At 33.0% G+C, this 26,567-nt stretch carries 31 protein-coding genes; 2 read left to right on the top strand and 29 right to left on the bottom strand.

Going from position 1 to position 26,567, the window contains the following annotated elements:
* Positions 1 to 281: 281 nt before the first annotated feature.
* The 20 genes from LS66_RS09050 to LS66_RS09130 form a co-directional block, all read right to left on the bottom strand.
* Positions 282 to 464 (bottom strand): hypothetical protein, encoded by a 183-nt coding sequence (locus tag LS66_RS09050; protein ID WP_034328502.1) that lies wholly within the window; start codon positions 462 to 464, stop codon positions 282 to 284.
* Positions 465 to 577: 113 nt separating this feature from the next.
* The gene (locus LS66_RS09055) at positions 578 to 1,018 is read right to left on the bottom strand and encodes a single-stranded DNA-binding protein (RefSeq protein WP_052057530.1); all 441 of its coding nucleotides are present in this window, start codon (positions 1,016 to 1,018) and stop codon (positions 578 to 580) included.
* Positions 1,015 to 2,991 (bottom strand): type IA DNA topoisomerase, encoded by a 1,977-nt coding sequence (locus LS66_RS09060; RefSeq protein ID WP_034328503.1) that lies wholly within the window; start codon positions 2,989 to 2,991, stop codon positions 1,015 to 1,017. The genes LS66_RS09055 and LS66_RS09060 overlap by 4 nt, the downstream gene beginning before the upstream one ends.
* On the bottom strand, positions 2,988 to 3,521 hold the full coding sequence (locus LS66_RS09065) for a thermonuclease family protein (protein ID WP_138092086.1): 534 nt from the start codon (positions 3,519 to 3,521) through the stop codon (positions 2,988 to 2,990). The genes LS66_RS09060 and LS66_RS09065 overlap by 4 nt, the downstream gene beginning before the upstream one ends.
* Complete coding sequence (locus LS66_RS09070) at positions 3,518 to 4,507, bottom strand: ArdC family protein (protein ID WP_052057403.1); 990 nt, start codon at positions 4,505 to 4,507, stop codon at positions 3,518 to 3,520. Before LS66_RS09070 ends, LS66_RS09065 begins: the two co-directional genes overlap by 4 nt.
* Positions 4,497 to 4,652: a hypothetical protein gene (locus tag LS66_RS10130; protein ID WP_161594494.1), complete on the bottom strand. Its 156-nt coding sequence runs from the start codon at positions 4,650 to 4,652 to the stop codon at positions 4,497 to 4,499. Before LS66_RS10130 ends, LS66_RS09070 begins: the two co-directional genes overlap by 11 nt.
* A gap of 41 nt (positions 4,653 to 4,693) precedes the next feature.
* Positions 4,694 to 5,431: an ArdC-like ssDNA-binding domain-containing protein gene (locus LS66_RS09075; RefSeq protein WP_034328444.1), complete on the bottom strand. Its 738-nt coding sequence runs from the start codon at positions 5,429 to 5,431 to the stop codon at positions 4,694 to 4,696.
* Positions 5,432 to 5,454: 23 nt separating this feature from the next.
* Positions 5,455 to 5,583 (bottom strand): hypothetical protein, encoded by a 129-nt coding sequence (locus LS66_RS10415; protein ID WP_268902987.1) that lies wholly within the window; start codon positions 5,581 to 5,583, stop codon positions 5,455 to 5,457.
* A gap of 150 nt (positions 5,584 to 5,733) precedes the next feature.
* On the bottom strand, positions 5,734 to 7,599 hold the full coding sequence (locus LS66_RS09080; protein WP_052057405.1) for a type IV secretory system conjugative DNA transfer family protein: 1,866 nt from the start codon (positions 7,597 to 7,599) through the stop codon (positions 5,734 to 5,736).
* Positions 7,592 to 7,951 carry a plasmid mobilization relaxosome protein MobC gene (gene mobC / locus LS66_RS09085; protein ID WP_034367098.1) on the bottom strand — a complete coding sequence of 120 codons (360 nt, stop codon included), beginning with the start codon at positions 7,949 to 7,951 and terminating at the stop codon, positions 7,592 to 7,594. The genes LS66_RS09080 and mobC overlap by 8 nt, the downstream gene beginning before the upstream one ends.
* A 10-nt stretch (positions 7,952 to 7,961) precedes the next feature.
* The gene (locus LS66_RS09090) at positions 7,962 to 8,900 is read right to left on the bottom strand and encodes an ATPase, T2SS/T4P/T4SS family (protein ID WP_034367100.1); all 939 of its coding nucleotides are present in this window, start codon (positions 8,898 to 8,900) and stop codon (positions 7,962 to 7,964) included.
* Positions 8,900 to 9,094 (bottom strand): hypothetical protein, encoded by a 195-nt coding sequence (locus LS66_RS09095; protein WP_034367103.1) that lies wholly within the window; start codon positions 9,092 to 9,094, stop codon positions 8,900 to 8,902. Before LS66_RS09095 ends, LS66_RS09090 begins: the two co-directional genes overlap by 1 nt.
* On the bottom strand, positions 9,094 to 9,768 hold the full coding sequence (locus LS66_RS09100; RefSeq protein ID WP_236096392.1) for a hypothetical protein: 675 nt from the start codon (positions 9,766 to 9,768) through the stop codon (positions 9,094 to 9,096). The genes LS66_RS09095 and LS66_RS09100 overlap by 1 nt, the downstream gene beginning before the upstream one ends.
* A gap of 9 nt (positions 9,769 to 9,777) precedes the next feature.
* A complete protein-coding gene (locus tag LS66_RS09105) occupies positions 9,778 to 11,238 on the bottom strand; it encodes a DNA type IV secretion system protein ComB10 (protein WP_052057407.1) in 1,461 nt (486 codons plus the stop codon).
* Entirely contained in the window at positions 11,238 to 12,275 is a 1,038-nt protein-coding gene (locus LS66_RS09110; RefSeq protein WP_034367105.1) for a TrbG/VirB9 family P-type conjugative transfer protein, read from the bottom strand. Before LS66_RS09110 ends, LS66_RS09105 begins: the two co-directional genes overlap by 1 nt.
* Positions 12,275 to 12,940 (bottom strand): VirB8/TrbF family protein, encoded by a 666-nt coding sequence (locus LS66_RS09115; RefSeq protein WP_034328454.1) that lies wholly within the window; start codon positions 12,938 to 12,940, stop codon positions 12,275 to 12,277. Before LS66_RS09115 ends, LS66_RS09110 begins: the two co-directional genes overlap by 1 nt.
* A 2-nt stretch (positions 12,941 to 12,942) precedes the next feature.
* Positions 12,943 to 13,083, bottom strand: coding sequence for a hypothetical protein (locus LS66_RS10135; RefSeq protein WP_156407275.1), 141 nt, complete (start codon positions 13,081 to 13,083; stop codon positions 12,943 to 12,945).
* Positions 13,080 to 15,527, bottom strand: a complete 2,448-nt coding sequence (locus LS66_RS09120) for a hypothetical protein (protein ID WP_052057410.1) — start codon at positions 15,525 to 15,527, stop codon at positions 13,080 to 13,082. Before LS66_RS09120 ends, LS66_RS10135 begins: the two co-directional genes overlap by 4 nt.
* An 8-nt stretch (positions 15,528 to 15,535) precedes the next feature.
* Positions 15,536 to 15,799, bottom strand: a complete 264-nt coding sequence (locus tag LS66_RS09125) for a hypothetical protein (RefSeq protein WP_034342182.1) — start codon at positions 15,797 to 15,799, stop codon at positions 15,536 to 15,538.
* Positions 15,796 to 16,101: a hypothetical protein gene (locus LS66_RS09130; RefSeq protein WP_034328695.1), complete on the bottom strand. Its 306-nt coding sequence runs from the start codon at positions 16,099 to 16,101 to the stop codon at positions 15,796 to 15,798. The genes LS66_RS09125 and LS66_RS09130 overlap by 4 nt, the downstream gene beginning before the upstream one ends.
* A gap of 452 nt (positions 16,102 to 16,553) precedes the next feature.
* Between LS66_RS09130 and LS66_RS09135 the strand changes: the two genes are divergently transcribed.
* The gene (locus tag LS66_RS09135; protein WP_034367108.1) at positions 16,554 to 18,275 is read left to right on the top strand and encodes a relaxase/mobilization nuclease domain-containing protein; all 1,722 of its coding nucleotides are present in this window, start codon (positions 16,554 to 16,556) and stop codon (positions 18,273 to 18,275) included.
* Positions 18,272 to 18,502: a hypothetical protein gene (locus tag LS66_RS09140; protein WP_034367109.1), complete on the top strand. Its 231-nt coding sequence runs from the start codon at positions 18,272 to 18,274 to the stop codon at positions 18,500 to 18,502. Before LS66_RS09135 ends, LS66_RS09140 begins: the two co-directional genes overlap by 4 nt.
* Positions 18,503 to 18,731: 229 nt before the next feature.
* Here the strand turns inward: LS66_RS09140 and LS66_RS09145 are convergent, their stop codons facing one another.
* The 9 genes from LS66_RS09145 to LS66_RS09185 all read right to left on the bottom strand — a co-directional run bounded on the left by LS66_RS09145 (position 18,732) and on the right by LS66_RS09185 (position 26,463).
* Positions 18,732 to 19,460, bottom strand: a complete 729-nt coding sequence (locus LS66_RS09145) for a hypothetical protein (protein ID WP_052057412.1) — start codon at positions 19,458 to 19,460, stop codon at positions 18,732 to 18,734.
* Between the two features lie 13 nt (positions 19,461 to 19,473).
* The gene (locus LS66_RS09150; protein WP_081947960.1) at positions 19,474 to 20,562 is read right to left on the bottom strand and encodes a type IV secretion system protein; all 1,089 of its coding nucleotides are present in this window, start codon (positions 20,560 to 20,562) and stop codon (positions 19,474 to 19,476) included.
* Positions 20,563 to 20,571: 9 nt separating this feature from the next.
* On the bottom strand, positions 20,572 to 21,546 hold the full coding sequence (locus LS66_RS09155; RefSeq protein WP_034328431.1) for a hypothetical protein: 975 nt from the start codon (positions 21,544 to 21,546) through the stop codon (positions 20,572 to 20,574).
* 81 nt (positions 21,547 to 21,627) lie between these two features.
* Positions 21,628 to 22,284: a DUF2726 domain-containing protein gene (locus tag LS66_RS09160; protein ID WP_011115800.1), complete on the bottom strand. Its 657-nt coding sequence runs from the start codon at positions 22,282 to 22,284 to the stop codon at positions 21,628 to 21,630.
* 52 nt (positions 22,285 to 22,336) lie between these two features.
* Positions 22,337 to 22,888 carry a hypothetical protein gene (locus tag LS66_RS09165; protein ID WP_034328430.1) on the bottom strand — a complete coding sequence of 184 codons (552 nt, stop codon included), beginning with the start codon at positions 22,886 to 22,888 and terminating at the stop codon, positions 22,337 to 22,339.
* A 68-nt stretch (positions 22,889 to 22,956) separates the two neighbouring features.
* The gene (locus tag LS66_RS09170; protein ID WP_052057414.1) at positions 22,957 to 23,859 is read right to left on the bottom strand and encodes a replication initiation protein; all 903 of its coding nucleotides are present in this window, start codon (positions 23,857 to 23,859) and stop codon (positions 22,957 to 22,959) included.
* Between the two features lie 428 nt (positions 23,860 to 24,287).
* Positions 24,288 to 25,247, bottom strand: coding sequence for a toprim domain-containing protein (locus LS66_RS09175; RefSeq protein WP_034328548.1), 960 nt, complete (start codon positions 25,245 to 25,247; stop codon positions 24,288 to 24,290).
* A 156-nt stretch (positions 25,248 to 25,403) separates the two neighbouring features.
* Entirely contained in the window at positions 25,404 to 25,688 is a 285-nt protein-coding gene (locus LS66_RS09180; RefSeq protein ID WP_034328547.1) for a ribbon-helix-helix domain-containing protein, read from the bottom strand.
* A 109-nt stretch (positions 25,689 to 25,797) separates the two neighbouring features.
* Positions 25,798 to 26,463: an AAA family ATPase gene (locus tag LS66_RS09185; protein ID WP_034328546.1), complete on the bottom strand. Its 666-nt coding sequence runs from the start codon at positions 26,461 to 26,463 to the stop codon at positions 25,798 to 25,800.
* Positions 26,464 to 26,567: the final 104 nt, after the last annotated feature.

The raw sequence follows: 26,567 nt of genomic DNA on the forward strand, positions 1-26,567 counted from the left end.
TATATAATATAAAAATATTATATATTATATTAATAATGTATATTATATTGATAATATATATATTTAAAATTGTATTTTAATCTAGGCTAAAGCCTAGATAGAGAAGTGGAGATTTGCGTAAGCAAACTCAAACACTTCGGAGCTATGGAATAAGAAGTGCCACGCACAAACAATATCCTAAAACAAAAGCAACGCGTTGTTTTACCCTAGTAAGCTAAAAATGAGACTTTTAAAAAGGGGAAAGAAAGGCTTTAGTGAGGATTCTCGCGATTCATCTCCCCCTACCGCTTTTGTAAGCATTTATAAATTTCATCGTGTGGTTGGTATTCGCCACATTCTCCATTCTTTAGTAATTGTTTTATTTTTTCTCTATCTTTTTGTGGATACTGATTTACCACATAATCTATCTCGTGTTTCTCTTGAGTGTTAAAAAACTTATCGTCTTTTGCTTTATCTTTAGCCATAGCTTTGTCTCCTTTTTAGTGTTTTAGATTGTGGTATTCTACCACAAAATTTTAAAGCGACACAGGCAATTGATTGGCACAGAATCCACATCAATAAAAGCTCTCTTAAGTGATTAAAATGGTATGTCTTCATCTGTGATGTCTATGGTTTTCACATCTAAGTTTTCTTCAACTACTGCACCATTTGTTTGGCTTTCTATACTTTGAGTGTCTTTAGCCTGATTCTTGTGTTTGTCTTGTCCCTCTAAATATACCCGATTTGCTATTATTTTCACTCGAGCATATTTTTTGCCCTCATACTCCCACGCTTCTTGGCGTAATTCTCCTTGTATATAGACTTTTTTTCCCTTGTTTAGAAACTGCAAGATTCTTTCTCCAAATTGTCCAAATAGCACTACTTCAAAGAACATAACTTGCTCCTCTGTATTACCTCTTTCATTTTTAAACTTATGATTCTTAGCAATGACAAATTCTACACAAGGTGTATTGTTTTTGCCTATATACTTAATTTCCGCATTTCTAATGAGGTTTCCGCTGATATTTATGCTATTCATTTTTTCTCCTTTGGTTTTGATTTAAAAGCTTTGTCTATGAAACTTGAGCAGATTTTATAATCAAACTCATAATTTTTTGGTAGCTCTAAGCCTTTTTCTTTTGAAAGCTTGAGAGCTAAGTCTATTTGTTTTTGGCTGGGTGGTTTTGGTGGCAATTTCTTTTTCATAGATTCTATAAAATCGCTACACACTTTCATAGAATCTAATACTTCTTGTGGCATTTCTACATTCATTTGTGTTGCTAAATCTTTAGCAAGTTTGATTTGATTTTCTGTTGGAGCTTTGCTTTGTGTTTCCATTCTTTCAAAACCTAATTTTTCGTGTAGGGGCTTAATAAAGTCTAAATATTGTGATTGTCCTTGAGTAATAGAATCTAACACTTCTTCCATTGCCTTAGTAAATTCGTGTTGAGTAATCCACTCATCGCTTTGCTTCAAGCTTTCTATGGCTCTTTTGCCTTTGCTTGTAGCTTTAAGCTCTTGTTTCTTGCCTTTGGTTATTATCTCTATAAACTCCCTTTTCAGTAGAGTAGGCACAAAAGAGGCATAAGTGCTTGGTCTGCCTATACCTAACTTTTGTAAAAGGGGAATAAAATCACTTTCTTTAAAGCGACTTGGAGCTTTTTTCTTTACATCTTTTATTTCAAAAGATTGTATATTGATTTTGTCTCCCTCTTTAAGCTCAAGTGTAGAATCTAAGCTTACTTCTTCTTGGTTTTCTTCTTCATCTAATTGTTTAAAAACGCCCTTAAATCCATTATAGATGAGCTTAGTTGCTCTAAGATTAAATATTCTTCCCTTAATATTAGCTTCAAAGTTTAGGCTTTCGTATATGGCGTCTTTTGCTTGTGAAAGAATGGAGTTAAGATATATAAGAGTGTATAGCTCTTGATGATTTTTTGTGAGATTTTCATCTTGTATCATCGTTTCTATATCTTCAAATTTATGGCAGTGAGTAATTCTTGTAGCTTCGTGAGCTTCTGCTTGACTTTGAGCACCTGCTTTGTATTCTCTTCTTTGATACCATTCCTCTTTGCCAAACATAGATTCCACTTCTGTAATAAATTCTAGGCTTAAGTTTTCTGCGTCTGTTCTGTGATAAGTAATCAGTCCTTTTTCATAGAGGTTTTGCGCGAGATTCATCGTTGTTTCACTACTAAATCCAAAAGCAATATTTGCCTTTTGTATAAGGGTGGCTGCTTGAAATGGTTTATTAGGGCTGCTCTTAGTCTCTTTGCATTCTTTTTTTGATACTATCGCTTCTTGTGTATCAATAATGGCATTGAGAAAATCTTGTGCCTCTTCTTTTGTGGCAAAAAGAGATTGGTTTTTTAATTCTACTTTTTTATCCTGTATGGTGGCATTTGCAATAACTCTATAATCTATTTTCTTGCTAGAATCTAGCTTCTCAAAGTTTTCTATTTCTATTTCTCTTGTTACAATTTGATAAAGAGCTGGGGTTTGCACTCTACCTACACTTACATTCCCTCTCTCTCCTAATGCTTTCATAAGTTTTGGAGAAAGAATAAAGCCACATAGTCTATCGCCCACACTTCTTGCCTTAAAGGCTTCATAGAGATTTTTATTTGTGTTTTCAAAACTCACTGCGGATTCTATGCCTTTATTGATACCACTTTGTGTAATCTCAAAGAACTCTGCTCTTTTGACACTTTTTGCTATGTTTTTAATGACTTCATAAAACATATATCCTATGGCATATCCTTCTCTATCTGGGTCGGTGGCTATATATACATCTTTGCCACGACAGGCAGAAAATATATAATCCATTGCCTTTTTGCGCTCTGTGTTAGAAAATTCATAATATGGCTCATAAGTATCCCAATTTATGTAATTTTCTAAAGGTAATGATTTAAAATGTCCTTTTGTCGCAAAAACTTTAGCTCCGCTAAACTTCTCTATCTTTTCACATTTATTTGGTGCTTCTATGATAATAATAGAATCTTGTAATTTCATTTTATCTCCTTAAGTTTTTCTTGCTTCCTAAACACACTCGGTTTTATAGGATTAGAATCTTTCCATAAGCCTTTATGAGCTAATCTTGCTTTTATTTCTAAATGAGTGTAAGCATTAGAATATTCTTTATAAGCCCAAGCAAAACCATTTTCTACTAAGTTTGCATTGACATCAATATCATTGCAAAAGACTATGGCTACAATTCTGTTGTATTTATCTTTATCTTTGATTTTAAGTGTGGCATTACTTCCTATGGGGCAAAGAGTTAAAAGATGAGATGTAGCCTCTTTGCCATAGCTTTGGTTAGATTCTGGTGCATCAATGCCATAAAGCCTTACTTTGAACTTCTCTCCATTATGAAGTATTGTTAGAGTATCGCCATCATAAACCTTAATAATACTTCCTTGCACTTCTTTACTTGGCATAAGATAGGTAAGATTAAAATTGCTAAATTGGCTAATAATAAATCCTAGAATACCTAAGCTTATCAATAATATAAGCTTAGATGTTTTGTGGCTTATATTATTCATCTTTCTTTTCCTTGTTGTATTTTTTGGGAATCCTTATAAATATTCTTTATTTGCTTGTTTTTAGTTATGATTTGTTCTTTTGTAGGATACCAATGCTCTTTTACAAAACTCACCATTTTGACGGAATCTTTAATAGCCTTTGAAATTTCACTTTTATCATCTTTAAGCACTTTAAGCCAACTATCCATATAAGAAGCGTGATTTTTTAAATTATAATCAATGCCAAGCTCCATAGCTTGTAAAAAAGAATAAAGCTCTGCTCTTAACTCTTCTCTTGCATAACCTTCGCTTCCAAAGGAATGATTTAAATCTCTATTGAGCCTATTTTGATGTCCTGTTGCGTGTCCTAACTCGTGTAAAGCAGTGGAGTAGTATTGTTCGTTATTAATGAAATTTTCTTTTGGTGGTAATACGATTTTATCATTTGAAACTTCATAATAGGCTTTGTCTTGTTTTGTATGTATAATTTGAATGTTAGAATTTGCTAGAATCTGCTCTATAAAAGGATTCTTTTCAAATCTATTTCTTGGTTTTGTTTCAAAAGAGAGATTATTTTTCTTTTGATGTTCTTTGAGCTTTTCCATATCTATATTGTTGCATTGTGAAATATTAAACATAGAATATGCTTTAAAGACTTTTTGCCATAAGTTCCCCTCATTATCTTCAAAAATTAAACCTTTTGTTTCTTGGTTTTTATCTATCTGTCTTTTTCCTACAAAAAGCACACAACTTGCTTTCTCTCCCTTCTTTACATATCCTCCTAATTCTTTGACTTGATTAAAAGTCAAATATCTAAGTTCCTCGTATTTATTAAGCATAAGTCTTAAGGCATTGCAACCTTTATAAATTGTGCCTGTGTATGGATTATATGGCATAATGCCTTCATTTATCCAAGGCTTTATCCAAGGTGCAGTGCCTTTTTCAAGTTCTCTTACAATGTTCTCTTCAAGCTCTTGTGCTATTTTTTCCAAAATGCTATTGCTCATTTTCTTTTTCCTCTTCTTTTTGAAGGAGATATTCATATTCTTTTAAATCTTCTTGAGTAATACTTTCTACGATTTCGTATTTTTCTTGTATCGTTTCTTGTTCTTGGTTTATTCCTAAGAAATTTGCTATATTTGGCTTATTCATTGTCTTTCCTTTGTGTAATATCTCCCCCTTGTAAAGGGAGATTATCTTTCTTTGCTTTTATCTTGGGCTTTCTCTTGAGGTTTTGCCTTTTGAAGCGGAACATATTTTTCGTGTCCTGCTTGAGCTTTAAGATAATTATTTATTTGCTTTTCTGTGTATTCAGTTAAGCCTATATTTTTTAGAATATGTGGAGATACTTCTTGTGGTTCTCTTGAGATAAGATTTTTGAGCTTATCTTGATTAAGACTTGGGATTTGTGAAGTATGATAAAGTGTTGTGGTCTCTAATATAGGCTTTGGCAACTCTTTAATATCATACACAAAATCGTAGTATGGCTCATTTGTCTTAGGATTGATTTTTGTTTTGCCATCTTTGCCTACATAGGTTTTTACAAGCGGTTTGCCATCTTTGTCGCATATTTTTGTGGCTTCCTTTGTTTTGATATAAGAAATTTTTACGCCTTCCATTTGTTTGAGCTGTTCGCTTGTAAGCCTTGCTCCCAAGAAATTTGCCTGTTTTGCTGTAATCCAAGCTCCATTTTGATAGCCTTTAGCATTCTGTTGAGATTCTAAAAGTATGGCATTTAGTCCTTCGTATGCTTTACCTGTTTGGGCGTTAAATGGTCGTGTGGCTTGTATCTCTTCTGCACTTTTTGCTTTAAGCCAAGGTGCAGTTTGAGACTTAATAGCTTGAATTATGTTGTATTTAGCATAATTATTGAAGCTTTCTCTTCTTTCCTCGTGGGTGTATTCTGCCCATTTTTTTGGTTGTGCTGACATTTTTTCTCCTTGTGATGTATATTTTAGTCTTGCTCGTCTGTTTCTTGCATATCTAAATCTTGTTCTTGACTCAAGCCGCTTTGTAGCAATTCTTGAGCTTCCTCTTGGCTGATAACGATTTGCTCATTTGGTATGAGCACTTCATTTTCCATAAGCAACTCCTTAAGTATAAGAATCTCATAGCTCTAAACTCATCTTTTGACATTAAAAGAGATTGAGCTATGAGTAGGCTTTGCGCTCTAATTCACAAAGCCCAAATACTTACTCTTTGTTCGGGGGTAGAGTAGATATTTGGACTTTGTTTAATAGCCCTTAAAACTTCTAAAACCATAGGTATAGTTATTTTGATTAGATTCTGTCTCCTCTTTCGTTATTTGTTCTTCTTGTGAGTTTTGCTCTGTTGATGTTTGTGCCTCGTCATTTGGTGGTATGTAGGCTATCTTGTCTGCTCCCTCCCATTCTTTTACCTTAAACCAAAAATTTACATCTGCTTTAATGGGTCGGTTTAAGAATCCTCCTACAAGGATATAGATTTTATCAATGGGATTACTTAGAATATCTTGCGCGGTTATGAGTTTATAGCCCTCTGCATTTGTAGATACATTATGTTTAAGTAAATCTAAGTTTCCTTTAGAGGTGCTTACTTTTTCTCGTGTGAAGTCTCCTATCATCTTGCTTAGAGTTTCTGCGTCTTCAAAACTATTCATTCTAAAGACAACTTGATAAGCTACATTGGCTCTAATAATTCTTAAATCATCTTCGCCATAATACTTTTTAATTTGCTCATAGCTTTGAGTAATATAGAGTGGCACAAGCCCAAAGCTTCTGCAAAGTGCAGGCATTTCAAGTAAAAATGGCATTTTTCCAAAACGCACAAACTCATCAAGGATAAGGTAAATAAACTTGTTAGGGTCGCTATTTTCGTTTGTCATAAGCTTTTTACACATAGATTCTAAGAGAATGCGTATAAGTGGAGCTAGAATATCCATATCTTCAGTTTGTATAACAATATACATTGTGATATGCTCTTCTCTTAAATCCTCATAGTTAAAGCTCATCTTTGATACTGCTTTAGCGACTTGAGGATTACTAAAGACTGCCATAAAGGTATCATAGGTTGATTTAATACTTGCAAATTCATTTTGAGCCGCAGTGCTATATTGTCTTGCTTGATTTCGCACAATATCATTCAAAGATTCGTCATTTGATACTTGCAAGAAAAAGGCTTTAAGTGTATCTTCTTTAGGGTTTCTCTCAATTTCTCCTGTTTCTTCATTTTGTATTTGACACATTTCTAAAAATTCACCTTGTAGCTCATTGTAATAATCTTTTTTTGGAGCTTGTGCGAGGTCTGCAAGTGTAGTGTGTTTAAATTTCTCCATATTATACAGAGCAAAGAAGCTAAACATTGTTTTAGCTGAAACAACCCAATGGTCGTTTTCTTTTCCTTTTTCTCCTACAAAAATTGTCCCTGCTATTTGGTCGGCAAGTTTTTTCATTTGCACAAAATTCATATCTTTAATCACTTTATTGTCAAATGGATTAAAAAACATTGTATTTTCATCACTAAAAGGGGAGAAAAGCAAAACTTTATTATCAAGCTTTTGCTGTCTGTATCCTGCTGTTTTTTGATAAAGCTCCCCTTTGATGTCTAGCACCACGCAACTTTGTGGTAAAGACAAGAGATTAGGAATAGCTATACTTGCAGTTTTGCCTGTTCCGGGAGGTGCAACTATGAGTGTAGCAAGAGGCTTGTTTGAGCGTATAAAGGTTGGTGGCTTCTTGCTACCATTTCTAAAACAACCAAACATCATACCTTCTTCATAGTTTAAGCCCATTTGAGCTAATTCTTTTTTGTCTGCAAGTCTTGCATTTCCATATTCTCCTTTAGCCCTTGAGTTTCCTATGAGTGAAAACACAATCCAAATAACTAAAGGGATTAAGGCATAAATAATTGCCATATAGGACTTTAGTTTAAGATTGGGGTTGCCTAAGTTTGAAAAAATCTCTATACCTATGTTATATGCAATTTTAAAATTCTCTATACTCGTAGGGATATGAAAAAAATAAAAAATGCTACAAAAAAATATGATTACACTTAGAATCACACACATAATAAGAGACAATGCGTCTCTTTTGATATTTTTCTTTGTTTCTTCTTTAAGCATTGAGTATCCTTTGTAAAAGTTTTTGATTCTGCTTTGCAATAGATTGAAACTCTAAGAAGATTCTCTTCGTTTCTTTGGCTTCTTGCGTAAAACTTTCTTCATTTGCTCTAAATCCTAAGTTAAGATGATGAGCGATTTGGTTTATATTACCTGCCACGCGCGATATTTCTAAAAGCATTTCTGCATTAAATTTTGAGCTTTTGTCAAGAATCTCTAGGATTTTTTGTGCTTCTTCTATGCGCAATAATTGCCTTATAAACTTTGATTTAGAGATGTTTTGTTTTTTTGCCATTTGGTTAAGTAGTTCATAGTCGTGAAGCTTCAAGCATATTAAAACCTTTTTTGTTTCCATTACTATCTCCTTATACTTCCTTTGGAATGTGATTTTTAATGTCTAGAATCTCATTAACAATTCTTGTATTACCTTGTCTTTTTATTTGAATAATGAAGTCAATAGCTGTGCGAATATAGGCTTTAAGAGCTACTCTATCTTGCATTCCCCCAAACATAGCGTTAGTGATAAGGGCATTAATGGCATCTTCACTATTATTTGCGTGAAGTGTGCTTAGATTGCCCTCGTGTCCTGTGTTGTTGATACGCAAGAATGCTAGGGTGTTGCGTATGTCAATTTCTCCAAGTAGGAGTCTATCTGGTCTTAAGCGCATAGCATTATTTATAGCCTGTGTGTAGCTATAAATTTCATTCTCTTCTTTGGGGACTGCTAATTGTGTTTTGTTTTTGTTTTCAATCATTAGCTCTTGAGAATCTTCTATGGTTACAATGCGTTCATCTTGTGGAATTTCATTCATTAGGGCATTAAGAAAACTTGTTTTGCCTGTGCCTGTTCCACCGCTTACCAAAACATTTTTTCTTTGTGGAATAAGAGCTTTGATTTTTTCATAATCCCATTGCTCTTTGACTTTATCACTTAGTATAAATTGCTCTAGTTCAAAAGCTTTCGCACTAGGGATTCTTATGCAAATACATACATTTGAGTGAAATAGAATGCTATTGTGTTGGGCTTGAAGTCTATATCTATTATATGGCGGTGGTAATTCACAAGAAAGGCTAGGGTGCTTCTCATTAAATCTTTGTCCTCTGCGCGTGGCAAGTTGTAACAAAAAAGATTCTAAAAAGCTATATGTTAATGCGGAATCTTCTATGTATTCCCATTTTAGCCCATAATCAACGCAAATTTCTCCTGTTTTATTGATAATAAGCTCATTTGCTTCAAGACGCAAGTATTTATCAAGCACTTTAAGCTTTTGCATAAGAATGGGTGTAATATGGTTTGCTTCCATTACTCACCTTTGTTTCCTATGTTTTCAAGCTCTTCAAATGAAGATTCAATTTTAGCTTCTATGTTTTGGAGAATTTTTTGTTGCTTGTCTCGTTGTTTAGATAGCTTTTCTATCCTGCTTACGAGTCTATCCTCATTTTTTCTGTTTGCTCTTATGCTTTTAATGTCTTGTAGTCTTTGGGTAATATCGTTCATTATCTCTCCTTTGTATTGGTGTTACTTTTTGTTAGATTGGCTTTTTCAAGTGCTTTTAGAGATTTAGAATCTAAAGCAATATGTTGTTTTTTAGCTTGTTCTTTAATGGCATTTGCCCTTACTAAGTATTCTTGCTTTTGCTTTTCATCGCTTACTCTCCTATGGTTGTTAAGATTAATGTTAAGTCGTCTTTGTAATTCCTCTTGTGTTAAAGGATAATGTGATATAATGTCGTTGGTAGTTGATGAAATGTTGTTATCAACCAGTCGCCCGTCAAGACTTTGGGCTTGAGTGTAGGGGGTGTGGGCGTCCCTACCATCGGCTACTACTTCTTTCTTTGCTAACAAATCTAAATTCTTTAACCTTTTTTTATTGGCGTGAAAAATCTTAACAATATTTTCATCTTGTCTTACGCCAACTTCACCCATTTTTTTATCATTAAGCTTTTTTCCTGCTATATAATCTTTTTCACTCTTTGGAGAAGGATTTTTAATAATGATTTCAGGCTCACTTACTACTTCTTGAATTAATGTTGATACCTCTTGCATATTCTTAAACATTTCAGGGTGGAGTTTTTGTAGAAGTTTTAAATCTGCAATAGCTTCTTTATCCCCTAAAAGCTCTGTTAATCGCTCACAAAGTGCAAATATTTCTAGTTCTGTATCTTTTTTCATAGTAATTCCTTAATTGTATTCATCATTAAAATACTTAGCCATTACTTCCCCATTTTTTGGAATGGGAAACCACATATGTGTTGTAGGTGTAATGTAGATTCTGCTTCCTGCTCGTATCTCTATTGTTGGTTTAATCTTTGCTTGTTCTGAAATAAGTTGTTTGAAAATATTGTTTAAATCTCCTTGTGCGTTTGAAAAAAGTTGTGTGGTATAGGGATTTGCTCCTGTGCCACTTTTTTGTGTGGCATTTGATATGGTTATCATTAAGCCATTGCTTAAAGTATTTAAAAACAATCCTAAGCCATATCTTTGCTCAAATTTATTATCTAAATAGCCTTCAACGCCATTAATCCCTCTTGAATCTGCGCTTACTGCATTGGTAAGAAGGATATTTACTCCTTGAGGTGTTATCATTTCTCTCCATACTATGCTTAGTCTTGATTGCCCTATTTTGTTATCATTTTTATAAAAGCCCATTACCTTTGTGCCTCTTGGGATAAGCACTACTCTTCCTTGAGCGGCATAAACATCTTGCTCTACTTGGGCAGTGATTATGCCTTCAATATTGCTTACAATGGGTGTCATTAAAACAGCAGGAATAAGCCTCCCTGCTCGTATCATACGATATAAGCGATGTTCGTTTGTCGCTATATCTATGCTTTTTTGATTAGAGAATCCATCATCTCCATAGCGTGAGCTTTGTTGTGCAAAGATTTGAGAATCTCCCTCCGCTCTTTCACCTAATAATGCACTTTTATATAATTCTCTTTCTTTTGCAAGGGCGATTCGTCTTGCTCTTTCTTCTTCTTGCTTAGCAAGTAAGGCTTGATAAGTTGGGTCTGCTAGTTTCTTCATTTCTTCTTCAGCTTTCTTTCTTGCTTCTTCTTCAAGCTTTTTACGCATTTGCTCTTGAAGTTCTGCTTGTCTTTGTGCTTCTGCTAAGAGTTCTTGCTGTCTTCTAAGCTGCTCTTCAGGGGAGTTTTGTGTATTTTTATTAAGAAACTCATTAAGGGCTTCTTTATTGTTGATATTGATAGGGTTGCCATTAGAATCTAAAATAGGATTATCGTTTTTATCTTTGAGATTGCCATTTTTATCTATAAAGATATGGTTTCCATTTTTATCAAGGATTGGTTTTCCTGTTTTATCAAGCAATATTTTTTTATCAAGAATTTTTTTGCCTTCTCCTGAATACATATTGCCTTCTTTATCAATATAAATAGGGTCTCCATTTTCATCAAGTATGGGATTACCCAACTCATCGGTAAGCATAGTGAGATTAGGTTGTATATGAGATTGATTAAAGATATTACTTTTTGAAAGGTCGCCCTGATGTGTGCCTTTTTGTTGCCACACATAATCACTTATAGGAAACTTACTTTCAAAGAGATAATCTAAATTCTCCTTTACGCTTGCATAGGTAATACCCATACCTAAAAGTGCAAAAATTCCTATTCCCTTATAAACCATTATTTGCCTTTTTGTGCTTTCTCTCGCTCTATGCAAACATAGGCTTCACCGATTCGTATGGTAAATTTATCTGCTACGGTTTCAGCAATAACAAAATCTCCTATAACTCTAGTTTCTATTGGAGAATCTTGTTTATCTACTACAACATATACGCTAGGAATTTGAGGATAGCGTGTTTTGTCGTATTTGAAAAAAGTATAGTTGTTATCGCTAAAGACTTCTTCAGGCATAAGCCAAGTGTTTTGTTTTTTTGCTTTTATCTTGTATCTCTTATATACCTCTTTCTTTTTCACTCTTAGCTTATTAATACCTTCTTCTACATAAAAATACTCATCAAAAAATGGGTCTTTGCTCTTCTCTATGGTGGTGCGTTTATCTTTTACAAACACAACGAGATGAGGATTCTTCCACGATTTAAAATCAGTAGAGAAAATATAGAAAGAATAAAGCTTCCCATCTTCTGTAAAAACTGCCAAGCTTGTATCTACACCTATGAGTTTAGGTCGTATTGCTATGGTGTTTTGAGAATTAGGCACTTCTAGCACTTCAAAGCCTACATTGTCTCCCAAAATAAAATTTTTTATCTTTTGTGGAAAAATCATTGTGCTTGTCATCGCGATTCTTGTGCGTATTTTATAGGTATTATTATTTTCGTAATCTATTGTTATGGTGTTTTCTGTGCCTTTGTAATTCTTGGCAAAGAATTGTCCTTGAATTGCATTGAGATTTTGGCTTCTTACCGCTTGTTTTCTAAGCAATATTTCTTGTTCTGTCGGTGGCTCTTGAGTTTGTGATTGCATTTGAATAGGAATTGAGCTTGAGCTAAAATCTCTACTTGTAGAATCTAACATAGGGCTATTTTTGACTCTTTCTTTATCTTGTTCTCTTTGGTCTTGCAAGTCTTGAATTTTTGTTACCATTTCTAACATTTGTTCTTGCCCTTCTAGCACTCTTTGATTGGTTAGTTCTTCTAGTGAAGGTTGTTCGGCTAAAGCAAAAGAGGTTAAAAGGGGAAATGTAAGGATTATTTTTTTCATTATTTATTCTCCTGTTTTTGTGATTGGTCATCAATAAAAACTTCAGTAAGCGCATAATCTTCAACTATGAATCCTGTGGGATTTCGTGGCACAGATTCAAAACTAATGCCTTGCTCTATAAAGTCATATTTGAGTGTGGCTCGGTAACGCTTGAGTTCTTTGTCTTTAGTATTTTGAGTGATAGAGATAAAATCTACATTGGCTACGCTCTTTGATAATACACTTAGGTTGATGATATGTATTTTTCTATATATCTCTTTATTTTGATAGATAGAGTTTTCTTGTGTTACAATTCTTCTAAAAGTATCCCATACCTTATTAGAGCTTTGTTCTCTTATGTCTTCGTATCGTAACTCATCATCAATACGATTGATTGTTTCTCTCTTTTGCACATAACTTGCGAGGATAGATTTAAGAAGTGCTTCTTCACTTCTAATATTTAAGTTTCCTTGCTCTACCCTTACAAAATTACTCTCTGCATTTGAGAAAAACACAAGATAAGGCACATTTTGCTTGAGTGGTAGCATTACCATTATGGTAATAATTAATAATGCAATTATTGCAGATTCTGCAATAATCCAAAAAAACATATATTGTTTAATGTGCCTTTCTAGCTTAAACAGAAAGTTTGCGTCCTTTTTGTATTCATTATCCCCAAAAGTCATTTTTATCCTTGTTTATCCATATCAATGATAATGTCATAACAAGCACAAGGGCTTTTTGAGGGAATCTTAGTTTTGCTACTACCACAACCTAAGATTGTTATAGCTAAAAAGCCGAGCATAGTGAGTGTTAAAAATTTCTTCATAGGTTCTCCTTTTGTAGAATTGATTTTTGATTTTTAAGATACATTGCTCTCCATTCTTGTGGGTGGTATTTTTTACACTCTATGAGCGCATTTACATTTTTAGATTCAGAGCTGAATACTTTTAAATGTTCGCCTAGTCTTGAAAAATTAATATCAAGAATTGCAGATTCATCTTTTCTCTTTAAAAGAATTTGCCTTGAAGCCTTGCTTGTATTTTGCAAGAAGTTAATTTCGCTTCCTGTTAAGGAAAGTTGGTCTTGAAGTCTTTCAAGTGTTCGCACGTCTGTAGTTGGAAATATGATAATGTTTGCCATATTTTCTATGAAGGCTTCCGCATTTGCCACATTCTTAAAAAAATCAAGATTTTGCACTCCCATTGCCATCACACCATTTATCTTTCTCACTTCCATAATGGATTCAATGATTGCATTGCACATATTTGGATTATTGAGGTAATCTCTAAGCTCATCAATCCATATAAAAAAGCCCTTGTTTGTATTCTTTGAGATATTTTTTATTTTATGAAAAAGATACAAGGCGCATAACGCCGAGTTCTTTTGATCCTTGAGTATGGCGTCCATATTAAGCACTGAAAGTTGTTTGCTAAAATTAAGTGCGTCTTCTTTGTTGTCAAACAATCCTTCAAGATAATCCCTATATCTTATTTTTAAATCATCTTGTGAGTTTGGAAAGTGTAAGCTGTCGTAAAAATCCTTGAGTGTAAAAATATGGCTATCATCTTGTGCTTGTGTTTCTCGTATTTGCCTTATTGTGTCTCCTACGATATTTCTTAGTTCGTGTTCCCCATTACCTATTTCGCCCATTTCACACAACCAAGACTTTAAAAAGTTATTGTTTTCTGTTGTATCACCAAGAGAGAAGGGATTAAGCTTAAAACCATCAAGTTCTAAATCGTGGTATTCTCCTGCAACATAGTTTGTAAAATTGTGCATACCGCGCAATTTATCCATTGCAAAGATGTTAATATCATACTTAAAGAGATTTGTCATAAAAAACTGCATAAGCGTTGTTTTGCCATAGCCTGTTCCACCTATAACTAGCGTATGCCCTGAAGCATCTTCGTTAGGGCTGTCGTGAAAGTTAAAAAAGTAGGGGCTTCCACTTAGGTGTTTTAGAATCGTTATGGGTCGATTCCCCCATCGCGAGTTCTTAAATCCTAAAATATCATTCTCAAAGGTGCATAGTGTGCTTATTACCGAGCTTGTTTGTGTGCGGATTCTTGCGTTAATATTGCCACGAGATGGGAAAAAGCTAAAAAATAATGGTTTAAGATTAAGTGTCTCCCTTGCAACACTTAAATTTTGAGCTTTAAGTATGGCTATAAGTGAGTTTGTTTTAGAATCAAGGTCTTTCATTCCATACTCTGACAAAACAAGAATGCTAAGAGAAAACTTCAAGAGTTTTTCTCTATCCGTTTGAATCTCTTGCAATAAGGTTTCAAGGGCATTTTGAATAAGCTCAACAGCATAGAGCTTAGCATTTTTCACTTTATTAAGAGAAGTGTTTCTATCAAGAGCTTCGCAGTGAAAAATAAGAAAATAATCTGTATTCTCTCTTAGAATGGTCGTTGGTAATATACTTGAAATATTTTCTGTTTCATATGCCTTAACACTTAAGAATCTCCCATAGATTTCCTTACCATCGTTGCGAGTAAAAATGATGAAATCTTTTTTAAACTCAACATTTGAAGTGATATAAGAATCTGTTATACTTTCATATCCATAGCGTAAATTTGTGAATTGCATATTAGAGTAGGTAGCATAGAAGTTGATAATACTATCAGAGTCAAGTTGAATAGGTTTAAAGTCTCCCAATGCACTTTTTATTTCTTCACATACTTCATCAAGTTTTTTTGCCTTAAATTCAAACCTCGTAGTATTGTTCTCTGGGCTTAGATTATCTGCAATTTGTTCTGTCGTCATTTTTTCTTTTTTTGCTTCAAAATAACCTGCGACTTGTTTTGATTTTGTGGAGACAATGAGGTAGTAATTGATTTTATATGTTACGATTCCACTCTCCCATTTTTTTATTATCTCTTCGGCAAAATGATTTGGGGAGCTTGAATCAAATTCTAAATGAATTTTTTCTTTTTTAGCAAAGATATTTACTTCCACATTCGTATCAAGCTTACTCCAAAATCTATTGCGTGTATTAACAAGCTCTATTTCTTGATTAAGTGTAATTGCTGAATAGCTTATGCCTTCAATTCTGAATCCCGCACATAAGTTACCATCTTGTGTTGCTATGTATTTATCACTAAATTTTGAAGCGATATTAGATTCTTCATTCATCGCATAGATTGTTGGTTCTTGGAGTGTAAGTATGCCTTCGGCTTCTTTCATTGTTTTGTTAAAAGCTTCATTGAGAGTATCAATATTTTTGTGTTTGCGTAAATTTTGAATAATCTTTTTTGCAAATTGCATTGTATTCCTTATGCGTAAAAAATATTTTTTGATTTCATCTTTGAGCGTATGATGAGAATGTCGTAAATATCTTCATCAAAATATTCAAAAATAGATAGCGTAGCGAGAATCAAAACAAATAAAGGTATTGCCCACCATACAAGTATGAGCCACAATACACCGCCACCTAGCAGGGCAATAAGCAAAGAAGTTCTGCTTAAGCCTATGTTTGTGCGTGGCAAATACACCTTGTCCTTTTTTGTGATTTCTCTAAAATTATCAATCTCAATCATTGAAACACGCTTACACCATTATTAGTTACACCCCATAGCACACCTGTGATAATTGCTATCCAAATAATTGTTTTCATATTGTCTTTTAGAAGCTCTGGTTTAAACTTTGCAGCAATAGCAAGAAAACAAATCATTAAACCACCAAATACGCCTACTAGAATATGAATTACACCCATAACAATATCTCCTGTGCTATTCACTTCTGTTGCTATTGAATTTTTGAGTTTTTCTCCAAATGCTCCATAGAGATAAACTTGAGCCATAATCAAAAAGAATGTGATTTTTGCAAGTATCTTTTTCATTGTGTTTGTGTCCTTCCCCAAAGTTTGATTGCAAAATTTTTGCGTAGAATATAGAAATTATTAAGTGGATAAATTGCGAATACTTTTTTTGTATGTATAAGTCGCTTTTTCTCGTGTATTGTGTATTTCTGCGTGTATAATCTAAAATTTTGCTTGTGTGATTCTTTTTGCTTGTATATTTACTTTTCTCTGTTTCTCTATTTCCCTATTTTGTGAGGATATATAAAGTTTTTGTTAAAAATTTTTTTCGCAATTTATCCACTTAATATAAAAACTTTTGTTTTGATAGTTTTCATAAAAAAATGATGTCTCTTTCAAAATATTTTCTCATTTTTACAAAATGAGAAAATCTCACTAAAAAAGCCCTAGTTTATGGGGCTTGATAGTGAAAAAGGATATACTTTAGGGTTATCCTGCTAACAAAAGTTTGATTTTAAATTGAGTAAGTATTTATGGTATGTTTCAAAAATACACGCTATAATATTTTTATGAAAAAGTTTGCTCGTTTGAAAAATATTTTTTTTGATTATGAAGAAGAAAAAAGAAAAAAAATTAAAGATGAAGTTGCGCCGAAAAAAAGACTTGAGCTTTTTTCTTCTCGGCTCTTTTCTACAATTCAAGAAAGAAAATTTGCTAAGCAAGTAATGATAAAGCTTTTATCAAATCTTTCTGCAAAAGGTGTTAAGAATGCGCTTAATTATGTTATACGCAATTCTGAATCTACATTTGCGCTCAATCAAGATAATGAACTCGTGAGCTTAGAGGATATTATGAATGATTGGCAAAAAGATTTTTCACCAAAAGAAAACGCAAAAGAAGCGTGGCACTTCACATTTTCACTTGATGAGGCTGTGGATAAACATAGCCTTGAGGCATTAAAAATCTCTGTGAGTGAAGTAATGAAAAAGAATTTCGTTGAATATAAGTTTGTAAGTGTTATTCACTCTCATCAAAATAAACCACACATTCACATTATCTTAAACAAAAACAATATATTTTCTCGTAAGAAACTACATTTCAAGAGTAAGCAAGATATAAAGGATTTTTGGAATCTCTTGCGTGAAGATTTTAAAAACTCTCTTAACTTTCATAATCCAAACTTGAACTATGAGAATAAGTATAAATTTGAGCGCGATTTATTAAAACAACACGCTAGAGCTTCACTTGAAATACCGCTTAATATTAATAACGAGATTTCAAAAAGTATGCACTCCATTGTCAATAAAATTTCGCTTTATGAGAGTAAAATTCAAACTATTAATGAAGCAATAAGGCAAAAGGTTGCAACAAAAATTCTCTTTGTCAATGAAGCTAAAGAACTTATGACAAGTGGCGATAAACTCTATTATAAAAAATTAAAGCTTGTTAAAAGCCATAATAGTGAGATTAGTGAGCTTAAGCAATCATTGCAAGATTATAAAACTAAGATAAAAGCTCTTAGAGCCATAGAAAAAGAATTAAACTATGAGCGATTGAGCTATAAAAATGACTATGCTACACTTGCCAAAAAACAAGCTTACTTAAAATTCTTAGAATCTAATGTTACTAACAAAAATTATTCAAAAAATGATGTGTATCTCATCTCCCAAATTAAAAATGATTTGTTTGTTAATGAAGCAAAGTTAGAGAAGCACTTTAAAGAGAATTTAGAGCTTGATTTACTGCTTTCAAATTCACTCAATAAAAAATCAAATGCCTTTACACTTATTAATATGGCAAAAGACTTAGAATATCATCTCAATGCGATTAATCGTATAGATATAAGTTTGGATTTAAACGATAAGATTCAAGCTTATGCCCATAAGCTAAGTAAAAATAAAGATTTTGTAATAAATCTCTGTAAAGAGAAGCAAAATAATCTTTTAAAAGGGGAAAGAAGCAAGTTTAAAGAGAATGAGCTTAAGGCTTTAAGTCAATTCTTAAACACGCCTTATACTTTTGAATCTACTCAAGAAAAAATTTCATCTGCCAAAATAGAAAGAACAAAAATGATTGCAGATTCTCGCCTTGATATTGATGAGTTTATAGATTGGTATTGTAAAAAACAAGATATACGCAATAAAAGCTTCTACGAAGCAAGTCTAAAAGAGAAAATACAAGCTAATACATTTGAAAATTTTAAGCAACTTTATAAAGAATTTGAGTATGATAGGGCTAAAGGAATGGGTAGATGAGTAGAAAAGAAAGAGTAAAGACAATGTTAGATATGCTAAAGGCTATCATTATAGCTTTTTTGACAGCATTGTTTGGTTTATTTGGGTATGCTGTAATAAACTATGAAAAGCTAGATATGGTTAGAGCTTTAGGCGTTGTCTTTGGGGCAATTGTTTTGATAGCGTTTTTAATTTTGTCTATTGCTTTATTTTTCAAAGAACTTGATGAATTGGAGAAAATGGAATGATTGGAGTCGTAGCTGTTATTGTTTCGGGTTTAGCATTTTTTGGTGGTTTAGCATTTTTTGTTTATAGGCTTTCACAAGAAGTCAATACGACTAGATAGCCTAAAAATAGAGAAGTGGAGATTTGCGTAAGCAAACTCAAACACTTCGGAGCTATGGAATAAGAAGTGCCACGCACAAACAATATCTCAAAACAAAAGCGAGGCGTTGTTTTGCCCTAGTAAGCTAAAAACTAGCACCTTTCTATTTCCTTGTTTTGCTCTTTACCAAGACTTTTTACAAGACTTTCTGCCCTTTTACACATTTTAGGATAATCCGCCTTGATATGAGGACATTCTTTGAGCGCGGATTCTAAACTCTTATCAATCCGCCTTATATACTCTTGCTTTGTATCTTTATGTATGCTGTAATCGTGTAAGTCAATATCTTTGTTTATTTGCCTTGCAAATGCAATTTCAAGTTTAAGATTCTTAGAGAAGTTTTGTATTTTCTCCTTACTCTCCTTGATTTTGCTAAGGCTATTTTTGATAAAGTCAATACTTAAAGCCTTGTCCTTCATTTTATTAAGCTTCTCGCTAAATTCTTGAGGATTTGGCTTTTTCCCTATGCCTAGCTCATACATACCTTTTTCTAGGTCATATAAGCACTTTAAGAAGTCAAAAACATTCCTTGAGTTTTGAATCTCATTCACTGCTCTATCAAGTGTGCTAGAATCTCCTTCTTGCTCTTTAGCCTCGTTGTTCTCCTCTTGATGTATCTTTGCTTCTTGGCTCTGCTGTTTTTTAATACCTTCTTCTGCTTTTTGCATTATGGATATTGCCTTATCAATATCTTTATACTGCTCCTCATAATTTTTAAGGATATTCTCGGCGTGTTGCTCTTTTGCCTTTGGGCTTTTGCATAGAGTGTAATCATCGCTAAAGCTTAGAATCTCTTGTTGTTCTTTTTCTCTAATCTCCATTATCTCACTCCTTTTATTTGATAGATGGTGTATGTTTGGCAATGAATCGCCCTATTTGCATTGCTTTTTCTTTTCCTGCTCTTGCTATTTCTGGGGCTTTTTGTGTTGCTGCACCGCCTAATTTTCCTCCTACTGCTGTGCCTATCCCTGTCCCTATTGAAGCACCTATACCTTTTCCGTCTTTGCGGGCTTCTTGATATGCTTTACCTCCCTCTGCTATTCGTTTCATAGCCATTCCACCTGCACTTGCAAGTCCTGCAAGTCCGCTTCCTCCACTGCTTGAATCCGCGCTTCCTATAATTGCACTTACCCACGCAGGAATCTTTGTGAGGAGGAATAAGGCAAAAATACACATAACGCTAGGTATAATTAAAACACTCATCGTTTCTGTGTTATACTTTTGTCCTCCTCCTATCGTTGTTATTTGGTCTAATGCACTTTGTGGTAATCCACTTGCTAATATAGCAAGAGGTGCCCATAAGCTCATACCTATATAGAGCTTAAGCCAACTAAAGAATATGCTTCTTGTCTGACTCCAACAAATAAGAGGCAATACTAATGCACAAAGGCTTAAAAGTATCGTTGCCATTAATTGACTTAGGATTGTCATTACACATATTGCTATCATTACAATAAGAGCTAAGGCTAAGAATAATCCTAGAATTATCCATTCTCCTATATCTGTCCAACCTAGATTTTCAGCATATCCCTTGCCTGTATCAATTGCAATTTTCCAAAAATGATTGATAATAGCGTCTGCATTTCCTGCTGTGCCATAAGCACTTACTCCCGCGCTCACCCACTTGTAAGGTAATTGAAATATGCGCAAAAAGTCTTTATAGGTTTCATAGCTACTTAATGCGACTTTGATAATGATAAAAACACTTATCCATATCATAGCCTTATGTATATCATCTTTATTAAAGCCATTGTCTTTGATTCTTAAAAAAGCCCAAATTGTTATACTTAAACCAAGTAGAGTATAAGCAATATTATGGCTATATAAATTTCCTATGCCATTATAAATATTTGCTACAACGACATTCCCTGTTTGATTAACAATATTGACTAGATAGGGCAATATACCTTGTTCGTTTGCCATAAGCTCCCCTTATTCAAACATAATAGGTAAGCCTATTTCGTTATACCTTACCTCGTCTTTAAACTTAGAGAATGTATCATTTTCAAAAAGCTTTGAAAACTCCTTTTCGCTTTTATCTACGAGCTCTTTTTCGTTTTTCCTTGTTGCTTTTTCTCTTTTTTCCTCCTGCTCCTTGCTTAGAAACTCTATGATGAGATTATTTGAGTTCATAGACATTTCATATTGCACCATAGAGAGCTGAAGCATTTGTTGGAGAATCGCATTGGTCGCATTGGCTACTTCTTGAGGATTAGTCGCTTTTTTGGCATTGCTTATTATTTTTGTTACTTGATTTTGGATTTTTCCTTTCTCCACGATGTTAAATTTCTCGTAGAATTTCGCCCATTGTGTGAGCTTTTCATCAGTTACTTTTGATTTAATGTATTCTTGTGTTTTTTTGATTTTTTCTAGCCTATCTTTTGCCTTTTCATATGTCTTATAGTCTTTCTTCTTGAGGGCTTCATCTACTTTTTGTCTGAGTTCATCTTTAATGCTTATCATATCCATAGGATTTTCTAAGACTGCAAGGCAAACCAATACTGATTTTTCTTGCTCGTTATAGTTTTGATATTTATCTTTTTGATATTTTTCCTTTGCCTTATCTAAAGCCTTTTTAGCATTTTCGTTTTGGGCTAGAGATTCACAATCTTGATTGATTCTAGCAAATATTGAAGTAAAAACATTTTCGGTATTTTCAAAACTGCTTATTATATCATCACTCACCCCATCGAGCTCTTGTAGAATTTTGCCAACTCTGCCTGTGTCAATCCCCATAGCTCTTAGTTCTGCTTCATACTTTGTAAATTCTTTTATCATTTGAGTATATTGCATTATGCTTTGAGCGATTGAGCTTACATCAATTACAGGAAGATTTGCTTGAGCTATGCTAAAGCCTATGCTTAAGCAAAAAGCAATATGAAGTAGTTTGTGTTGAATAGATTTCATCTTTTCCCCTTTGTCATAGAGTAAAGATGAGCGAGTATCTCTTTTAATGTCGCTTATGATTATAGCATAAAAATATAGAATCTAAATGAGAGAGTAAAGCTCGGTTACACACTTTTCAAGCATTATATCATCAATATATTGCGAATCGCCTTTAATATCACTTTCTCTAATGATAAGAGAAGCAATACCTACCTTACCAAGCACTTGAGCTTTGACAAGGTCATTTTTACGCACCTTTGCTTCTAATTCATTATCTGTGCCATAATGTTTGCCTCCGTGATATTCTATTACAGCTACGGGTTTATCTTTATGTTCCCCTCTTTTGTGAGTAACTAAAAAATCGCAATAAAAATCACTAAAGCTTCTCCAAGCATTTGTATCTTGTTCTCCTTTTAAAAAGGCTTTAAAAGAAACTTGAGGGCTAATGTTATAGTTTTCTTTAAAAACCTTTGCAAGAGCATAATAAATCCTTGCTTCTTCGTTATTCATTAATTTTTTAATTGTGATTGTGCCATCGCACATATCTTCTAAGCGTTGAACAGCCTTATCTTTGGGGATATTCTCTACACATTGTTCCTCTGTCCTCTTAGATTCCCAATAAGCTCTTTTTCGTGCAGATTCTTTTTTAAATTTCCAGCTTAAAAATATTTTAGTCAAGCCATAGACAACAAATGCCACAACCACACATATAAGAATTACTTCCCATATATCAAATGTAATTGTCGTAAGTTGTGGCATAGAGTCTCCTAAGAGCGATTTGTGTTATATCCGAGTTGCAAACAAAAGCTACTCAAAAATCAAGTGCTTCTTTTCTAGCCTTAGACTTGTCATAATATTTTGCTGTTTCCTTTTGAAGTGCATCAAAGTCTTTACCTTTAAATGCTTTGCGTTTTTCACCTCCATAACTTATGGAGCTAAGAATGAAGCGGCACATCGCTTGAGCATTAAGATTATTCTTTTTTGTATGTTTTGCAATATCAAAATCTGATTTTTGAAGTTTGTCTATAGCATTATCGTATGCTTTATTCCAAGCTTCCACATCTTTTTTATCATATGTGCGAGTAAAACTCCAGTCCTTTGAAGATGAGTAATCAGGAATCCCATTGTCGGTATTAAAAGCGATTTTATGTTGATGATAAAATTTCTTACACGCCTCTATATTTTTCTTATCATTGACATTATCTGTCATAATATCAATAGGTTTTCCACCTTTGACTACTCCTGCGTCTCTTCCCGCTTCTAAGGTTTTCTCTAATCCTTTTGTAATATCTCCTAAGTCAAAGGCATTTACTCCTGTGAGTAAAATACTAAATGCGATTACTCCTACTACACTCTTTTTCATTTTTTCTCCTTATGATAAAAGTAAAAATTCAAATATGAATCTTAAATCTGTAAGTCTTATCAAAAGTTTTACATACTTAAAACGAACTCCTCATATTTAAGTTTCATTTCAGGAATTTGTTTTGCGGGGGGGGGTAATATATTACTCTTATTAGCTTTTTTCTTTGTCTTTGGTAAAGAAGGTGTGAATGAAAATTCTATTCTATCAATCGCACCACTTTGTCCCCTACCCTTTTCACCTTTGGTATTTTCTTTAATCTTTTTATACGCGAGGTTTTCAAAGTAGGGCTTATTGGTATAAGGGCTTGTCTCAATGAGCTTTAAAATAGAGGGTTTTAAAACCTGTTTATCAATATCCCTTGTTTCATAACTACTAGGAATAGACATTAACTCTTTAAATCTTGCATATTTGACTACATATTTGCCTGTGGCTTGGTATTGTTTAAGTAACCGATAGAGATTTTTTGCGTATTTATTATTGAGAGAGCAAAATTCTCGCAATTCAAAGCGTGTAAAATGTGAAGTAAGCTCATTTATCAATTCTAGGGAGCTTTCGGTAACCTTAATACTTAAAACACAAGTTTTTTCATCGGCTATAATTCTTTCAAAGAATGTGTAAGCCGAGAATCGCTCATAGCCTTCCTCATCAATTTGGCTTTTTTGAGCCTTAAGAGAATTAAGCTTTTTAGCAAAATCTACAATATTCTTGTAAAATCTCTTTTTGTTTTTATCATTTTCTACAAACTCTCTCATTTGCTCAAATGAAATATTGATAATCCTTGCTCTTTGGTTTTTTGCCACTGCGCAAAGAATAAAAAAGATATTAAAGTCCGCTTCTGTGAAATCTTTAAAGATAATTTGATTAAAGCGATTCTCGTATTCTACGCTTAATTGCTTATCATAGACAACATCATCAGCAAGAATTTCGGCTGGATTTATTACCTCTCCAAAAAGATTTTTTTGTTCAGTCAAAATTTACTTCCTTTAATATATCTCATAAGATATGAGTATATCTTAAAATAGATAATATTTCAAAACAAAGAAGTATTTTAAGCTTAATAGCCTATTTCTCCGCAATTTATCCACTTAAAATTCGCAATTTATCCACTTAATAAAATTCCTCTAAAAGAAACTCTATAATCCTATTTTTCGTGCTTTGATTAAACAATGTTTCTCCGCAATTTATCCCTTTAATAGCCTATTTCTCCGCAATTTATCCACTTAAAATTCGCAATTTATCCACTTAATAAATGCTATAAAGGCGTGTAACACTACTTTTTGAGCTCTTCTAAAACAAACATAAAAAACAAAAATTTAAAAGGGGAAAAGTATATGATAATAGTTCTTATATTTATTATTTATAAAGCAAAGAGAATTTTCTTTTGAATTGGTTTTAAGTTTTAAAGTGTTTGAGTTAAATCTTCGTTAAAATCTTTATTTTTTGGAATGAGGATTTGTGTTTGAATTTCATAAGATTGCGTGATTTTTTTCATTTGAGTGTTGAATTTTTTTCCTTGTGTGTCATTATCAAAAGCTAGAATCACTTGAAGATTCTTTTCTGCGCTTGATAAAAGAAAAGAGATTGCTTCTTTTGTCTTTTCTGTGATAGTTCCTCCTGTGGCACAAAGTAAAGTATGTTTTGGCTCTAGCTTTTGGAGTTGTAATACGCTTAGAGAATCAATGCTAGATTCTGTAATGATTAAAAATGTGATTTCTTTAAGACTTTTTGTGCTATGAGCTTTGAGAATTTCAAGTCCTTTTTTTCCAAAAGAAAGAGTTTTAAGTGCCTTTGCATAGTCTTTGCCTTCTCTGTCTTTTGTGATTGGTTGATTAAGTTTTGCTGTATAGCCACAAAGAGATAAATCTTTGGCATTTAAGTTTTTTTCATAGATATAAGTAGGGAAGCATACATTATTGCGATTGTCTATTTTGATATTATATTGAGTAAAAAGTTCTTCTTTGATTCCACGCTTTTTTAAATAATTTCCTCTCACTGCTGAATTTTTACTTGAAAGATTGATTGATTTGAGGTTTTTAAAATTGATTGCGGCTTGAATTTCATTGTTTTTTAGCTCTGTGGCAATAAGCTCATAAGATTGTGAGATTTTTTTACCTTGCAGAAGCTCTTTAATATTAATTTTTCTATTTTTGCAAAAATGATGTATATTGCCCTTATCGTGTTCGTTAAATGGGTTGAAATAGAGATAATGCGCGTTACTTTGCCTCGTGATTACAATCATATCGCCATTTGGGCTACTCATTGTAATATGTCTTTGTGAGCTTTTCTCTCTTTTGATTGTGTAGCCTATTTGCTCTAAGATTTCGGGAAGTGGTAACAAGACAAAATCGTAAGCTCTCAATTTTTTCCTTTTAACTTAAAAAATACTTAATTTAAGTTTTCTCAATTCTTAAAGGTTCTAAAGCCTTAGAATCCATACTTTAAGTTTTGCATTTTTTGACTTTGAAACTTAAAGAAATTGAAATATCCCCATATTACGATATTTGGAGCATTTTTATTAAGTTTGAAAATTTTTATTTTCATAACTAAAAATTTTATATCGTGCAAACTCACTTGAACTCATATTTTTTTGCTCTGCCATTTCTTGAATTTTGTGTATTTCTTTTTCTGTGAAGTAAATAGTCATTTTTTGTGTGCGCTTATTTGCTTCACTTTTTGGTGGAGCTCCTCTTTTTTTATTTGGAGCTTTGCTGGTTTCTCCCTCTGCGCGATTGACAAAATCATCTGCTTTTTTGTGGAGTTCTACATTCTTAAAAGAGTTTATGTTTTTAAATCCTGCCATTTTTCAACCTTTCATTTATATATATTTTAGTATTATTTAATGTATAAAATAATACTAAAATATATATAAAAAATAAATAAATTATTATTTTTTTATATTAGAAAATATTTTAAATCTTTTGTGCTTCTGCTAAGAGTTCATTATAGAAGCTTACAAAATCATCAAAGGCTTTGTCGCCACTTTTACAAAATTCAGTAATACCCATTCCTGCAGATGTCGCATTCTTAAAGGCTTCACGCTCGTGAATTACCGCTTTCATCAAGTGCAAATTTTGCAAGTTCTTTTCATTAATATATTCGCGTAAATCGTTGATTTTTTTCTCTAAAAATGGATTTGGAGAAGCCTTATCAATGACAATCAGGGCTTTAGATTCTGGGTTAATTACGCTTACTTCATCATAAAGTGAAATCATTTTATCAAGCACTACTACATCATATTGACTAGGCACACTTGGAATGATAATTAAGTTTGCAATAGCAAGAGCTTGTCGCATTTCTTTAGAATCTCTCCCCCCTGTGTCAATCACAATAGAATCATATTTTGAAGCAAGAGATTTAACTTCTCGCGCTAAGCCATCGCCGAGCTTTGTAACTGAATTAAACAATAGGGGCAAGTCTGCATTTGTGCGAATATTAATGAAAGCTTCACTGCTCCTTTGAGGGTCTGCGTCAATGAGTAATACATCATCACCTTCTTGAGCTAACTTACACGCAAGATTAACTGATAGAGTAGTTTTGCCACTCCCGCCTTTTTCATTTACAACCGCAATTATCATTTTTATCCTTTTTGATTGATTTAAAAACTATTAAATATTAATAAAGTAAATATAAAGTAAATATTATATATTTATATTTTATATATAAAATATATTTATTTATA

Origin of the sequence: Helicobacter sp. MIT 03-1614 (genome assembly GCF_000762925.2) — a bacterium.
Lineage (GTDB): Bacteria > Campylobacterota > Campylobacteria > Campylobacterales > Helicobacteraceae > Helicobacter_C > Helicobacter_C hepaticus.